At 56.1% G+C, this 15,303-nt stretch carries 12 protein-coding genes and 1 pseudogene; 7 read left to right on the top strand and 6 right to left on the bottom strand.

All coding sequences use genetic code 11. The features are described 5' to 3' along the window. Nucleotides 1–202, top strand: a 202-nt coding sequence (locus Q0897_RS15475; RefSeq protein WP_299310275.1) for a hypothetical protein, incomplete at its 5' end; no start/stop codon positions are given. Nucleotides 203–694: 492 nt separating this feature from the next. On the opposite strand, the gene Q0897_RS16155 is transcribed toward Q0897_RS15475, so the two are convergent. The 6 genes and pseudogenes from Q0897_RS16155 to Q0897_RS15450 all read right to left on the bottom strand — a co-directional run bounded on the left by Q0897_RS16155 (nt 695) and on the right by Q0897_RS15450 (nt 4,329). Continuing rightward, the gene (locus Q0897_RS16155) at nt 695–892 is read right to left on the bottom strand and encodes a transposase (protein WP_366519947.1); all 198 of its coding nucleotides are present in this window, start codon (nt 890–892) and stop codon (nt 695–697) included. Between the two features lie 211 nt (nt 893–1,103). Next, nucleotides 1,104–2,642: pseudogene (locus tag Q0897_RS15470) on the bottom strand (IS66 family transposase). 61 nt (nt 2,643–2,703) lie between these two features. Then, on the bottom strand, nt 2,704–3,051 hold the full coding sequence (gene tnpB / locus Q0897_RS15465) for an IS66 family insertion sequence element accessory protein TnpB (protein WP_299310274.1): 348 nt from the start codon (nt 3,049–3,051) through the stop codon (nt 2,704–2,706). Further along, a complete protein-coding gene (locus Q0897_RS15460) occupies nt 3,048–3,509 on the bottom strand; it encodes a transposase (RefSeq protein WP_299310273.1) in 462 nt (153 codons plus the stop codon). The genes tnpB and Q0897_RS15460 overlap by 4 nt, the downstream gene beginning before the upstream one ends. Before the next feature lie 302 nt (nt 3,510–3,811). Continuing rightward, entirely contained in the window at nt 3,812–3,982 is a 171-nt protein-coding gene (locus Q0897_RS15455; protein WP_299310272.1) for a transposase, read from the bottom strand. Between the two features lie 197 nt (nt 3,983–4,179). Continuing rightward, a complete protein-coding gene (locus Q0897_RS15450; RefSeq protein WP_239807405.1) occupies nt 4,180–4,329 on the bottom strand; it encodes a lasso RiPP family leader peptide-containing protein in 150 nt (49 codons plus the stop codon). Nucleotides 4,330–4,551: 222 nt separating this feature from the next. Between Q0897_RS15450 and Q0897_RS15445 the strand changes: the two genes are divergently transcribed. The 6 genes from Q0897_RS15445 to Q0897_RS15420 form a co-directional block, all read left to right on the top strand. Further along, entirely contained in the window at nt 4,552–5,619 is a 1,068-nt protein-coding gene (locus Q0897_RS15445) for a nucleotidyltransferase family protein (protein WP_299310271.1), read from the top strand. Nucleotides 5,620–5,657: 38 nt separating this feature from the next. Then, complete coding sequence (locus Q0897_RS15440; RefSeq protein WP_299310270.1) at nt 5,658–6,656, top strand: SLBB domain-containing protein; 999 nt, start codon at nt 5,658–5,660, stop codon at nt 6,654–6,656. A 12-nt stretch (nt 6,657–6,668) separates the two neighbouring features. Then, nucleotides 6,669–8,060 carry a Wzz/FepE/Etk N-terminal domain-containing protein gene (locus tag Q0897_RS15435; protein ID WP_299310269.1) on the top strand — a complete coding sequence of 464 codons (1,392 nt, stop codon included), beginning with the start codon at nt 6,669–6,671 and terminating at the stop codon, nt 8,058–8,060. Nucleotides 8,061–8,074: 14 nt separating this feature from the next. After that, nucleotides 8,075–8,863 (top strand): P-loop NTPase, encoded by a 789-nt coding sequence (locus Q0897_RS15430; protein WP_299310268.1) that lies wholly within the window; start codon nt 8,075–8,077, stop codon nt 8,861–8,863. Between the two features lie 291 nt (nt 8,864–9,154). Then, nucleotides 9,155–14,416 (top strand): putative Ig domain-containing protein, encoded by a 5,262-nt coding sequence (locus tag Q0897_RS15425; RefSeq protein ID WP_299310267.1) that lies wholly within the window; start codon nt 9,155–9,157, stop codon nt 14,414–14,416. A gap of 6 nt (nt 14,417–14,422) precedes the next feature. Next, nucleotides 14,423–15,303 (top strand): hypothetical protein (locus tag Q0897_RS15420; RefSeq protein WP_299310266.1); only part of this gene is annotated, 881 nt, incomplete at its 3' end.

The following is a 15,303-nucleotide window of genomic DNA, read 5'->3' as shown; positions in this document are numbered from 1 at the left end:
CAAGCCCTCCATCACAATGAAGAACCTGAATCATGCGGCCCCGCAGATCACAAGCCGTTTTATGAGTTTACCGCCTAGTCGGATGCAACGTTTAAGTTTGACAGAGCAAGCGAAAAAAATTCGCGATCTTGAGGCAATTCGCGCGCGCGCTGTCCGCCACGCGAATTGCTTGTCTCCCGCCAAGGTGCCATCGACGGTATAACTGATAAGCTGCGCGAATGGTGGCAACATGATCAGGACTGTCGTGCGACTTAGTGACGCACCTTAGTGCTTGACGGTATCAACCCGAGATTACTCATGCGCGACCTCACTATCGAATAGCTGCAATGCCAAGTTTTCTAGCTCCTCATCACGACAAACCGGGAAAGCTATCTTAAGGTTATCAGCCATTTGCATGAATTCGACACTTGCATTGGGCAAATCTACCGATACCTTACTGGGAGCTGAGATCTCGCATTTCCGCAAATATTCTAATTCAGATATATATGCGCGCACGATCTCAATGTCGTTCGGATGGGAGAGGGACAGCCGGGAGATATGTTCCGCTTGGGAAGCTAAACGGGCGAAAGCCAAAGTGCTCTCCATCGAAGATTCGATATGGACAGTTTATAAAGGGTAAATGGTTAACGAATCCTTTAAGTTCATTTTATTGCGTTTGCCGATCCGTGGCGCAATCGAATCGTCGATTGTAATGCTAGGTCGTTTTGACAGAAGACTTCAGCCATAGGCGGGCGACGAGGTAGAGAAAGCTCTCGAAGGAGAGGGCGGTCTTGTCGTAGCGAGTGGCGAACCGGCGCTGTTGCTTCAGCTTTCCGAACATGCTCTCGACGCGGTCCCGGTAGCGGCGATAGTCGGGATGTTGGGGAACCTTGCGGTTCGAGCGAGGCGGGATGATCGGCAGGATACCCGGATGAGCAGTCTTTCGCGGAAGCGATCATCGTCGTAGCCCGTGTCCGCCAGCAAAGCTTCGGGCGCGGCGACGGAAATCGACATTGGCGGCTCGGCAACGGTGTAATCGGAGGCCTCGCCGGTCAGGATGAAGCCGAGAGGCAGCCCCTCATTGTCACGGCGGGCCGGGGTAAGCGTGGCGTGGAGGCCGCCGATTATGCGGCTTCGGCGATCAGCGGTCTCTTGGGATCTTCCCAGTTCCAAGGCATGAGTTCGTCCCAGCGAGAGGCTGGCCATCCGTCTGCGATCTTCGCGATGACGTCGGCGATATAGGCCTGCGGCTCGATGCCGTTAAGTTTCGCGGTTTCGATGACGGAATAGATAGCAGCGGCGCGCTCCCCTCCAGCCTTGGAGCCAGCGAACAACCAGTTCTTGCGACCTATCGCAACGCTGCGCATCGCGCGTTCGGCGATATTGTTGTCGATCTCGGCCCGTCCATCATCGAGGAAACGCGTGAGAGCAATCCAGCGCTTGCGGCCATAGGTCAGCGCCTTGGCCATTGCCGACTTGGGCGATAGCCGGCGCAACGCATCATCGATCGCCGAGCGTAACTCGTCGACCAATGGCCTGGCTTTCTCCTGCCGCCATTGCCGGCGGATATCGGGGGGCTGACCGCGAACTTCGTCTTCGATCCGATAGAGCGCTCGGATCCGCTCGAGCAGATCGGTTGTTAGCGGTGTCGGACTGGTCTGATGGTTCTCAAATATCTTGCGCCGGAAATGCGCCCAGCAAGCCACTTCCTGAATGCGATTGCCGCCATAGAGCTTGGCCTATCCGGCGTATCCATCTGCTTGAAGGAGACCGGCGAATGTCTTCAGTTCGGTTTGCGGATAGGTGCCGCTGCGTGTCTGAGTGAACTTGTACCACACCAGTGGTGGCCCGTTTGCTCCGCTGGCCGGGTCATCGACGACATAAGTCCACAGCCGGCCCTGCGCGGTTTTGCCCTTGCCGGGTACCAGCATCGGCACTGGCGTGTCGTCGCTGTGGATCTTGGCTGCCTTCAGCCCTTCCTCGCGAATGCGCGATACGATGGGGTCGAGCAGCTGCGCGGCCTGTCCTGCCCAGCCTGCCAGAGTCGACCGATCGATATCGAGTCCTTGTGCCGTCATCATCTCGGCCTGCCTGTAAAGCGGGAGGTGATGATCGAACTTGGATACCACCACATGGGCGAGCGTGCCGAAGCTGGCCCTGCCCCGGGCGATTGCCTTGGCAGGAGCCGGTGCCTGCACGATCTTCTCGCAAGAGCGGCAACTGTACTTGGGGCGGATTGTGCGGATAACGCGCCACTGGACCGGCAGGACATCGAGGATCTCGTTGCTGTCCTCACTCAAGGGGCGCAGAATGCCGCCGCACTCGGGGCAATTGCAGTGACCTGTCTCGGGTTCGATCCGCTGCTCGTCCCGAGGCAGATGAGCCGGAAGGCTGCGAACCGGCGATGGTCGTTCGGACCTGTGTGCCGACTTGGCCTGACGGATATTGGCGACAGCGGCTTCGCCTTCGAGTTCTTCAAGCGTCAGTTCGAGTTGTTCGATCTGCGCTGACAGCTTCTCCGACGACTGCCCGAACCTCATGCGGCGCAACTGCGCCAACTGAAAACGCAGCGTGTCGATCAGCGTATCCCGCGCCGCCAAAGCGGCTTCCAGCTCGGCGATCCGGGCATCTTTATCAAGGTTGGAAGAGGAGGCGTCCGACACTGCGATCCACTAGCAGGATGGGCCGCCATTTGCCAGAACAACCGCGCAAACCCGCCACTTTTTAGCCCGTAAGAAGCGGCGCTGTGGTGCGCTCCGGACGACGCCAGTCGATACCTTCGAGAAGCATGGAAAGCTGCGCCGAGGTCAGGCTGACTTTGCCCGTCTTTGTCATTGGCCAGACGAATTTGCCGCGATCCATACGCTTGGAAAAGAGGCACATGCCCTGGCCATCGAACCAGAGCAGCTTGATCAGATCGCCGCGCTTGCCATGAAACGCGAACAGCGCGCCGCAATGGGGTGAATGCTCCAGCACCTGCTGGACCATGACCGCCAGGCCATCAAATCCCTTCCTCATGTCTGTCGCGCCGCACGCCAGGTAAACTCGCGTCGAGGGTGGCAGGGGCATCAAAGGCTTAATACCGAGATCACGCGAGCCAGGGCGTTGCCATCGACCATCGCATCCACAGTCAGCCGGACACCTGTCGGCAGTTCGATCCTGATATTCCCGCAATGAGACGGCACGGGCAACGCGCCGTCGCTGACAACCGGATCCGCGACTTCAACCTCGGAAAATGCCGGCACCGATCGCGGCGTGACGCCAACCAGTTCTCCCGACATGGCCTGTCGCCGCCATGTATAAATGGATCCGCTGCCAATCTCGTGCTGCTCACACGCCGCGCGGACCGAGCCGCCGGGCCCAAATGCATCCCGCAGGATCGCCAGCTTCTGCTCCACCGTCCAGCGTCGTCGGCCTGAAACCCGCCCGACAACCTCAATGCGAGTACTCATATGACCACTCATATGCGCACTCGCTCGATCCGGCTCGCTATCGCCCATCTTTGCCACTCCATTCAAAGAAGCGGCCATCAACCCTGCAATCCCGCTCCACGCAAGGCGGCCTGCAGCCCACGGTTACGGGGCCGGGTGTGCATCGGGAGCTTGCTCGTAGCCGCCGCGTGATCGACCGGGAGCGTTCGCACAAGCCCCCTTTTCCGCCCGCTGCCGAGACATGGCCGCGAACGCTGGTCTGTCGATCATGTGCTGCCAGTCGTCGGTCGGGCCCAGATCGACCAGCGTTTGCAGGAGAGCATCCCAGACACCCTGTTCTGCCCAGCGCCGGAACCGGACATAGATCGAGTTCCGATTGCCGTGTCGCTCGTGGATGTATGCTATGCACAGCTTCGCTTCCGCGCCAGGGGGCAGCCGCCCCGCAGCGCGTGGAGCATGCCATTGAGAAAGCGCCGGTTATGGCCTGCAGGAGACGCCCACCGGCCTTGCTCAGGCGGCAGCAGCGGCCCGATCAGTTCCCATTCCGCATCCGACAAATCCCCGCGACCCATGACTGGCCCTCAAAAAGCAGGCTCGAATCACAACCAAGCAAATTTGCCAATTCCTTTTGTCAACACGGCCTAGTAATTAAGAATTATATAAAATGAAAACCCGCCGGACGCAAAGTACGTTACCGGCGGGCTATAAAAACGAAACATAGTCTCGTTCAGATCACTTTGGGAATTCAATCCCTCGGTGATTACCTATTTTAGGAAAAGGTAAGATCACCGAATGGCGTGCCATCCGGAAAGTCTGCGTCAAGGAAGTTGCCGGTCGAGCTACCGAGCGTCAGCTCCTCAAACGAGCCGATTTTTTCCATCTTCGGTGCTTCATAGCCGTTATTTTTCAAGGTTTCCATATCTGCGCTCCTAGTATCAGCAGGCGAAAAAGCCTAAGCATCGAGATAGCCCGACTCATCGACTAGGAACACGCGGAAATTCGATCTGTTCCAATAACATACAGTTCCGGCAGGCCTAAAGATTGTTACTAAATTACAGTAAAAACCTGATCCGATATCGGAGTAAAATAATTGAAACCTGTTTTTACGGAGGAACTGGCGTTCGTCGCGAGATGCACATCGATGGCGACGCATCCGGCGCATGTAGAAAAGGTCGATGCAAGATCGTTAGACTGGGATCTGGTCATGCGGCTTGCCAAGCGTCATCGTGTAAAAGGGCATTTGGCAGAATATGTTTTGAAAGGCGCCTCCGATAATCTAACCGGCGTGCCCCCCTGTGTTCTGACGAAGTTAAAGACCGAAAAAGATGCACTTGCATTTTCTGAAATGCGGATGCTTTCGGCCTTTAAGATGATCAAGGATCAGCTCGACAACGACCGAATTGGCTTCGTTCTGATAAAAGGCCTGCAGATCACGTCGCGTGCTTATGGGCGTCTTGGTGTACGCAGCAATCACGATATCGACATTCTCGTCGACGAAAGCGATGTCGTGGCCGCTAAGAAAAGTTTGACGCGGCTCGGGTTCAACGGAAATTCCAACAGCGGCGATATTCGCGCTTCCGGAGTAATGTCGAAGCGCAAGGATTTGGAACTCTATAGCGATCGCCTTCAGGTCGCAGTGGATTTGCATTGGCGCTTTTTCGTTAATCGTTTTCTCCTGCCGGTCATGTCCGCCGACCTTACTAGGACGGAACATATTTTAGGAAACTGCGCGGTACAGGTGCTCCAGCCTCACGCCAATATCGTGTATTTATCCGTGCATGGCGCACATCATGGATGGTCTCGCCTGAAATGGCTGGCGGACATGAATGCCCTTCTTGCCGTGGAGGGCCGCGATACTCTTGTGGATGCTAGCGAGCTTGCAAATCAGTTGGGTGTTTCAGCCTGTCTCGATCAGGCACTGTTTCTGCAAGATGCTATCTACAAAGGGAAAAAATATGCCAAGGCGGATTTTCCGGGTTTGCGAGATTGGTTGCTTCACCAGCTTGCGTTGACCTCGATAGCCGGGTTTGAGGACAGAGAAATCGAAATGGTTTGGGGTGGAACAAAGTTCAAAAATCTTAGCCATTATTTATTGAAAACCGAGGGCCGCTATCTTCGCCAAGAATTCAAATTCGACCTAAAAAGCCGTATTTCCGAAATAAATCCGTTCCGTAATAATACTTATTCAGATCCAGCTAAAATTGAATAATATGCTGCATTTATTGCAAGAGGCAGTTTAAATTCTCTATGATCGGCTTGCGCCATTCAATTTCGGAAAAGATAGCGCACTCAATTCCGTTCATCGTCTATTTATGCCGAGCGGGTATTGATATTGTCGTCACATCGCTTCCAAGGATTCGATTCACGGGCGCCGAGGGCGCCAGGATGAAGGGCGGCGGAACGGTTGTGCGACGGACAGTTACCATGAGGAATTTCATTATGCCGCGTGCCTATCGCGCTTTCCTTGCGTCTCTTGCGCTGCTTGGGGCCCCTGCCTTCGCCGCAATTGCCGCTGCACAGGAAATAGCTGCACCCCAATCCCTTTACGAAGTGGGAGAAGGTGACGTGCTCCAGATCAACGTTTACGGGACCGATGTCTATGATGCATTGGTTCAGGTGTCCGCCGACGGCACGATCCCCGTTGGCGAACTAGGTGAAGTGATGGTTGGTGGTTTGTCCGCCACGCAGGTAGGCGAAAGACTTGCCCTCGAGTTCAGGCGGCGGGGAATTCTCCGGGATCCGGTCGTCAATGTGGTTGTGCAAGAATACAAAAGCAAAAGGGTTTCGGTGCTTGGTAACGTAGCACGGCCCGGTGAATATGTTCTTGATCGAGCGGGAATGCGGTTGACAGACCTTCTTGCCCGATCAGGCGCCAATCTTGCTCAGGGTGCGAGTGTCATTCGCATCACGAATGCGAAAGGTGAAATGGTCGAAATCCCCGCCTCGGACGTTGTCAGTGGCGAGCGAGATCGCGTTGCGCAGCCCTATGAAACAATCGTTGTGACGGAAGCCCCGACCTTTTATATCCTTGGCGAAGTGCAGAATCCCGGAGCCTATCCCTTAGAGCCAGGGTTGACCATGGAGCGTGCGATGGCACTTGCTGGTGGCTTGACGCCGCGTGGCTCCAGAAACAAGCTGAAGGTGACACGGAAGGCGCCAAATGGTGTGGAAATTTCCGGCAAGGTTGACAGAGATGCCGAGATTCGGCCGAACGATCTCATTCGCGTCGGTGCGCGCATTTTCTAAGGGGTGTAGAATATGATTTTGAGCCACATGCTCAAGGTGTTGCGCCTGCGGTGGCTTATTATCGCAGGGCTTGCATTCGCCGGTCTCGCCTTGGCCGGGCCATATGCTCTTCTCGCTCCGGATGTTTATCAGTCCGATGCCTCGGTCGTAGTGGAAACCCGGTCGTCGGAGACAATCGGCGCCCGAACGCAGGGGGAAAGTCTGTCTCCTGATTATCTTCTTACGTTGGAGGATATTCTGAAGAGCAATCGCGTGGCCGAACGTGTAGTGGATTTGCTTGACGAGGAATCCCTTCCTGTTCTCGCGTCCCGTTTTGGATGGGTGCCAGGTTCGACTCCGGTCAAGCCATTCCTCGCGAAAGTGTTGCAGCCGCGCATGACTGTGCAATCGAGCCTGCCAAGTTCGCGTCTCATGCGAATCGGGTATGCAAGCAATGACCCTCAATTTTCGGCGCTCATGGCAAATGCGTTTGCGCAGGCGTTTATTGACGTAAATCTCGCATTACAGACGGAACCCGCTCGCGCCGCGGTCAAATCCTATAATAATCAGCTTACGCAAAAGGCGGATGAGTTGGAGGCGGCACAGCGCCGTTTGGCAAGCTTGAAAAGCCAGCTCGGTGTCATCGATTCGGAGGGCGGAAGCAGTGCGGACAACGTCGGGTTGACTACGCTCGCAACGCAGCTCGCGAGTGCCGCCGCAAATGCAGAGGTCGCAAGCTCACAGGCAGCTAGCGGTGCGCTTCCTGCCTTGCAATCGGACCCTGTAATCACGCAGCTTAACGTTCAGCTTTCCGCGCTGCGATCGCAGCTCGCCCAATTGAATACCATCGCCGGCCCCAACAATGCGCAGGTCCGGCAGCTTCGCGATCAGATTGGCAGCGTGGAATCGCAAAAATCGCAACAAATTGCAGAAGCGCGACGCAGCAAGGCGGCCGAAGCTGCACAGGCGCGTCAGGCGCAGCAGGGAATTGCAAACCAGGTCGCTGCGCAGATGCAGCGTACCATGGCATCGCAGGCAGCAGAAAGCGAGCTTGCTCAGGCGCGTCTTGACGTCGCAGGCGTGCAAGAAGCCTATGACCAGATGGCCCAGCGTCGGACGCAACTCGAAGTGTTGAGTCAATCCGCGCAAACCAATATTTCTTTGCTTACGCCGGCAACCCCGAACTTTAATCCGGTCGGTCCGAGGCGATTGTTTATTATCGTCCTGGGCGTCCTTGGCGGCTTGATCGCTGGAATAGCCGTGGCCATTTTGCTCGAGCTTCTCCACCTAAAAATTCGGATGGCTGAAGAACTCGACGGCTGGCTCGGAATTCCAGATTTGGGGTCGGTGCGTTCATCCGACGGACAGAACATTTTGCAACCCCGAAGATTTGCTGGATTGCTGCCATCCTTAGGGAATACATAGTGGATCAACGCACAATGACCGATACGCCTGCTAAGGATGGGCCTCATTACGGGTCCGCAAACGAGGCGATTGCGGACGAAGGCTCGCATACTGGATTGGCTGACGCAATTGCCGCGCAAGGCGGTATGGCGTCGGCTGAGCGAAATTTTACTGCCCCTAACAAGGGGGGCGAAAACGTCGATTGGGATCGTCTGGAGTACGTCAGCGACGAAATCGTCGTTTTGAAGGACCCTATGTCGGCACGCGCGGCCGATCTGCGACGACTAGCGCAAAAATTGGCGGTTCAGTGGTTTCTTGGTGACGAGGTGCGTTGCGCGCTGTCGATTATCAGCGCTGATCGTGGAGAGGGGCGTACGACTGTCGCTACCAATCTGGCCTGTGTTTTTGCGCAAGCCGGCGCGCGAACCTTGTTGATCGACGCGGACCTTTACAATCCGACGGTCCATAGGAATTTGGGCGTCGAAGAGGTCAGCCAAGAGATGGCGGGCAATCCGGTCCCTACGTCCCTGAGAAATTTGTTTGCACTGTCCTGTTCGAAGGATCTGGGTTTGGACCATGATCTGTTCATGCGTTCAACGATGTCGATGCTGATCGAGACACATAAGAAAAATTTCGATTTGATATTGGTAGACACGAACGCAGCTTCCATTTCTGACGACTATCTTTTTGCGGCACTTTCTACAGGGGGCGCAGTCGTCGCGACCCGCGAAGGCGTTACCAAGGTAAAATCTGCGGCACGGATGTTGAATCGTTGCGAGGATGCCGGTGTTCGAATCGTTGGCGGTACAATGCTGAAAAAGTAAGTGAAAATTATGACCGATTGATATCGGCAAACGGACGCACTCGAAAATGCGGATGCCCGAAGGGCACAGCTGTTCCGATTATAACCAATAAGGTTTTATTTTCCTACAAAGGATAACCAATGCACTGATCGTGGGCCTCCAAAAAAAGAGAGTCCACATGATCCGAACATTCTCGAAAAAAAGTCGAATCGATCACGCCGTGCCTGCTTCCACGGTGGTTTGCGAATGTGACCTCAAGTTCGATTTAGCCAATAACCAGAATTTCGAGCTCAGCTTCGTACAGGTGTCACTATGAGCGGGTTCGATCATATCGCCCGCGCCATGGGCAGTGGCGCGCGTGAGCAAGCCGCAGAAGCTTTCGAAACCGCAAAATCGGTTGAAGCTTCCACACAGCAAACCCAAGACGCGATAACCGATTTGCGCGCAGCGACCGATGATGTCGCGCGTGTGGCTACCGGTACGGGAGATAAGGTCGCCGAACTTGCGCAGGATCTGGCGCAGCATTTGTCGGGTTCCATCCCACGACTTTTCACGACGATGCGTATATCCCCGCCGCCCCATGTCGAGAGGATCCATAGCAGCGGCTATGCGCAGACCGGTTCCGGATGCGCGTCCTATGTCAGTGATGGGCTGGCAACCGCCGAATTGCTTGCTGCGCATCCACGCGCCTGCCTGAAAGGGGAGGGCGAGAGCCATTTCCGTTTGCTGCCCTCCGAGAGCGGCTCCATTTCGCCCGATCAGTTCGGCTATACCGGGAGCGGTAATGCGCAGCCGTTCATTCAGGCGGCGATCGACTATGCCAATGCCGTAGGCATCGAGCGGATCGAATTGCGCGCAGGCACTTACGATTTGTGGGCGCCGCTTCGTAACCCTGAAGAGAGCGCTACGACGGGCTCGTCCGGTCATTATATGGTCGTGCGGGAAAACCTGGTCATTGGCGGAGCCAGCCGCCACCGGACCACGCTGCGGCTTTTGAATAGCCACGGTAGCAACAACGACAGCATCACACAGTTCGGCATGACTTACGATCCGCCCTTGGCCGGTTCTGGCGCCGATCTGCAATCGGACTGGATCGGCAGCGGCATCGTCATACTGCCCCGCACGACCATGGACTTCTTCAAACTGGAGAATGTCGAACTAGACGGCACGAGAACCTATCATGCCGAACTTCCGGTCGAGCCTCAGGTCAATCTAACGCACAAGGGTTTTTGGGCTCAAGATGTGACGTGTACGCGAATCGAAATGCGTAATGTCGACATGCGCAATTTCGGCGGTGAGATTTATTGCACCGCAGGAAACGCAAAAGTCACCGAAGAATATTTCGAGAACGTTGTGTTGGACGGCTCTCCGCATTGCGCCTGGAATCCTGGAACCGCTGCCCATAGCCTGTGTGTAAATTTGCAAGCTGGTAATGCGCATCAGAACCTGGTGACGGGCGGTTCAGGCAAGATTTTTGTCGGTGGCCGTTTCTATGATCTGAAAAGAGCAGCGCTCATGGGCGGGGTCGCGGGCGGCGACAATGGCGCGGATGGCGCGCCGCATCCTGCTTATCCGCTGCGTACCGGTTCGGGCAGCGCACCGTACATCACCTTCGAAGGTGGCTTTACCATGGAACGTTGCGGCGAGGTGGTTGCTGGCAGCTACATGCGCGGTCAGCTTCGCCTGATCGATACGACCTTGGCGCTCGATGGTTTCGGAAAGCTCGTCGATGTCGATCTGCAGCTTGTTGCAGTGATCGACCGCAGCGACCGCACCCATGCCTTGTCGATTGCCGGGCCACCGAATGCCGCAACGACAGTTGCGGGGACTGATGTTGTCGTCCCGCCCGCCAGCAACATCAAGGTCGACCTTACCTGCGATCGGACCAATCTGGCCTATAGAGCGAACCGTTCCTTCGATCAGGCGGTGCTCCTTCATGGCGGTTTGTACCATGCGAACACGATAACACTGACCGTGCGAGGCGACGGCGCCTGTCTTCCCGTAACGCTTCGGGATTCGAAGCCGGGCTTCGTATGGCCTCGAATCGTCATTGCCGATAGTTTCGACGATGCATCCGGGCAACGCGGTATGGTGCAATCGTTCGTAGCGGCGGAAGATTCGGCGATGACGCTGCTGCCAGGAACAAATGAAGTACGACCGGCGGCGAAAGGCCCCGTCATGGTGAGCCTTAACCAAACTTCGACCGGCTTTGTCGATGGGCAGCTTGCTACGATTGTGCACGGTGGTAGCGATGCGCAGATCGTGTGTTTCCCGCGCGTGGGTCACGGTATGAAGTTGCAGCAGGATCGCTCTCTGTTCAATCAAGGCGACCGGCTGATGTTGCGCTGGGACGATGTTCACAAGGTCTGGGCAGAAACAGGTTACAATACTAGCGCCCAACTCGCCTTTTTCGGTCAGAAAACCTGCACCGCCTCGACCATTGTCTCAAACCAAAAGATCAGCATGTCCGTGCCTGTCGAAGGCGCACGTGTTGGCGACATCGTTAGCGCCATTTCGTTCGGCGCGGTCGATACGACCGGGCTGATCGCGCGCGGCGAAGTCACAAGCGACGGGACCGTGACGGTCGGCATCTACAATTCAATACCCGATCCTATCGATCTTACCGGTGCCACCGTGAGGGTTAAGGTGGATAACCAATGGGCAGCATTACAGTCGCGAAAGGCCGCGCCTGCGCTAAGCTCTCTCGACCTGGACCCGATAAATGCGACGACCGGAGAGCTGTGGAAAGGAACCGTCGTAAATAATACCGCCTCTTCCACGATTACCGCGTTCAGTTCGGACGGCACTCCTTTAACCGTATCGGACGGTATCGTCAGCGGTTCGTTCGCAAACGTGGGTGAAAAAACGATTGCGCTGACGGAAACGCTGAAAAATAGTCCCAATAGCCCGCACGATACGATGGTGATCGTCACTGTCGCTGATCCTGTTGCCACTCTCGGAACGCTCTCGGTCTCACCCGACAGCCTCACACAAGGTCAAGCCGCAACAATCCATATCCATGGCGCGAAAGACGGCAGTAAGATTACACTTGCAGGCGGATCGCTTCCGCAGGGTCTTACGCTCAACAGCGCCGAGCGTACGCTTACCGGCACATTGACAACGGCGGGCAGCAGCAATTTCACTCTGCGCGAGACATTGGAAAATAGCCCCGACAGTCCGCGCGATACCATTTTGGCCTTCACCACGGTGGCAGAGCCGTTGCTTGGCTATACCCTGCCCGACGAATTTCAGCGTCCCGCAATCGCTTCGGCTCCTGCGATCACCGGTACAAGTTACTATGTAGCGTCGGACGGCGATGACAATGCTGCCGGAACCTCGGCCGATGCGGCGTGGCAATCGATGGCCAAGGCCGTGGCGCAGATGCCCGCCATGCAACCGGGGGATGCCATCCTGTTCCGCGGCGGTGATACGTTCGAAGGTCATCCCAAGTTCCGCGAGCAGGGCGACGCAGCCATCCCGATGACGATCGGAAGCTACGGCGAGGGACGCGCGCGAATACGCTGTGTCCAAGCTGATCGCGGCATATTGGTTTACGACAGTTCCGGCATCGTCATTCGGGATCTTATCCTCGACGGCGATAACATTGGCACCGATGCCATCATGATCGGCAATGCAGGCTCCCGCGCGCAGCGCGAACGTTTCGTGCGCGTCATCAACGTCGAAATGTCGAACTTCATCGAATCCGGACACGGCATCTTGCTCGGTGGCGATAGCGGCGACGCTGGTTATGACGATGTGCGGATCAGCGGGTGCGACATTCGCAATTGCGGGCGTGCCGTCCTTGGCTACGGCCCAGGATCAAGTGCGGACGGCGCGCCGGTCCATACCGATGTTCATTTCGATAATTGTTTTGTGGACGGCAATACCCGTGACGGCCTGGTGATGGGCCATGTACGGGATGGGAGCGTCACATGGACGCGCTCGACCAACAATGGCGCGGCCAGCACTGACGGTCCCGTCGGCATCTGGATGTACAATTGCGAAAACGTCTGGTTCCGTCATTGTGTGTCCGATAATAACAAGACCGGCAACCATGTTGACGGGGACGGCATCGATATCGATGGCGGGTGCCGTAATTGCGGTATCGAATATTGTTATACGTCCGAGAACCAAGGCTGTGGGTATTTAGTCTGTTCCTACGAAAACGGACCAATGTACAATAACATTGTTCGCAACAACATCAGCGTGAACGATAACGTATCGGGACAATCCTATTACGGCGGTATCACCCTGTATACACCGCCGAGCCACGACCGTCTCGAAAACGCGATGATCTACGGAAATACGATCATCAATGCCAACCCCGGGGTGGAAAGCATGTCCGGCGATGTCACCAATGCGACGGCGACGTTCGCCAACAATCTCATCATCTCGTCCACCGGGAAACATCTTGATTTCGCGGGCGATGCATCGGGACTGAGTTTTCGGAAAAACCAATATTGGGGTCTAGGCAGCTACTATGTGGGCGGCGACAAGTACGCCGATTTCGCGGCGTTCCGAGCGGGGCGTTCGAACACCTCCATCTATGCCGACCCTCAGCTTCCGAGCACCGAACCGATAGCTCTGGATCATCACGACGCCAATGCACTGGCCAACGCCTATGCGCCTGTTGCACCGCTAGCGGGTATCGAGCCTTCGATATTCGGGATGGTCAAACCGACATACAACGCCTTCGGCCGCCTTTCGAGCAGTCCGCCGGCGATGGGTGCGGGGGCAATCACGGACGTCGAGATGAAAGCTCAACTGTCCGCGCTGACGCTCGCGTCGATCAGCATCACCGTAGGACAGCCGTCCGCCATCGACATTGGCGGAGCGACACCGGGAAGTACGATCGCGTTGGCACAAGGATCGCTGCCGGCGGGTCTGACTCTCGACAGTGCGGCGCGTGTGATCACGGGGACCCCGAACGCGATTGGCACAAGCAGCTTTACGCTGCGGGAGACGTTGCCGGATAGCGTAAACAGCCCAAGCGATACGGTTCTGTCGATGATGATAACGGCCGGGTCGGACAATTTTGTGCAGAATGGAACCTTCGACGGGCTTTCCCCATGGCAGGTCACATCGAATGGAACGGTTGTGACGTCCGACAATGTAATGAGCCTTACTCGATCAAATAGTGCGCCGACAGTCTTCCAAACGCTCAACTTGATAGCCGGGGAAAGTTATCGCGTTATTTTTGATCGGCGAAACGCCAGCGGTAATTCAACCACAGCCCAAGTTGCCATCAAGAACGGGGTCTCACTTGGGACAACAACTATTGGGGTTCATCCCGATAATTATGCAGGCAGTACATGGCAAAACGAAGCAAGTTTTGAGTTTAAAGCCGAAGAAACGAATGTAATCCATCTGGTGGCCGGCTCCCAAGCGGGCACCGTTCAGTTCCGAAACATCTTTGTCGTCCCGAGGGCAACGATAGCGCCGCCGCCGACAACGACGGTCGTGGAACCGGCGAGCGCAGTAGGGGCCCCGCACGGGATTGAAATCTCCGGTCCCGATTCCCCGCCCAATGGCAACATCGAACCTGCACCCCACGCTCTCAAATTCGAAGGATAAATGATTATGGCAAATCGCAGCATCTTTTACCGTAAGAAGGGCGAAACGGTTTGGAACCGTTGCGTCGGACCCGCGACTGGCTTTCGCATCGATCAGCTTCCTTCCGAAGTAAAATACGAAGTCGATATCGGTGATGGAGAGTTAAAGGAAATTGTTACGCTATTGCCTGCGGTAGGGACAGAATGGTCACCCAAACTGTTTCCAACTCTCCAGGTCATCCGGGCCTATCCCGAAGAAATGCTCGACGCTGGTTTCACGGAGGGTGCCGGTTACGAGCCGACCATGTTCAGTGATACGTCTTTCGAACAGTCGGACGTTGCAAGGCGTCCGGTCGTCAACACAGACGGCATCCATTTCAGCACTGCGAGCAAAGATATCCTCGTTTACAAGGGCATGGGCGCCGTCGCGCCGTCGCTCACCCGCTGGGGTATCGGGATCTTCCGCGTCAACGATACGGCCATGAGCAAGCGCGCTAACATCGGCACCATGATGGGCGGCGGCAGCTCCAACCGCTACGCTCCTGCTGTCCAATACACAAACGGCAAGATGCAGGTTATCTGGGGCGCGTTTAGCGCGACGACCGACACCGAGGGCCAGTTCATTGATGCGCAGCGCGCCACGATCAAGATCGATTGCGATGGCGCGATTACGGATGGTCAGACTTGGAACATCGGCACGTTTGGCCGGCATAACGGCAAAACCTATGCCCGCCTTAACGGGAATCCGCACACGAACCACACGCACCCCGACTATCGCTACAGCTACACCGGCGAAAGCGAAGCGATTAATTACATCGGCGTGACGAATTCGGACACCTGCGATATATCGTTGAACTGCCTTATTTTCGGACAGGGCGAGGTGAGCGAGAAGTTTATCCGCAAGTTGGA

Origin of the sequence: uncultured Croceicoccus sp., from assembly GCF_947496385.1 — a bacterium.
GTDB lineage: Bacteria > Pseudomonadota > Alphaproteobacteria > Sphingomonadales > Sphingomonadaceae > Croceicoccus.
Note: the sequence above shows the minus strand (reverse complement) of the source record. Positions and strands in the feature narration are given on the sequence as shown.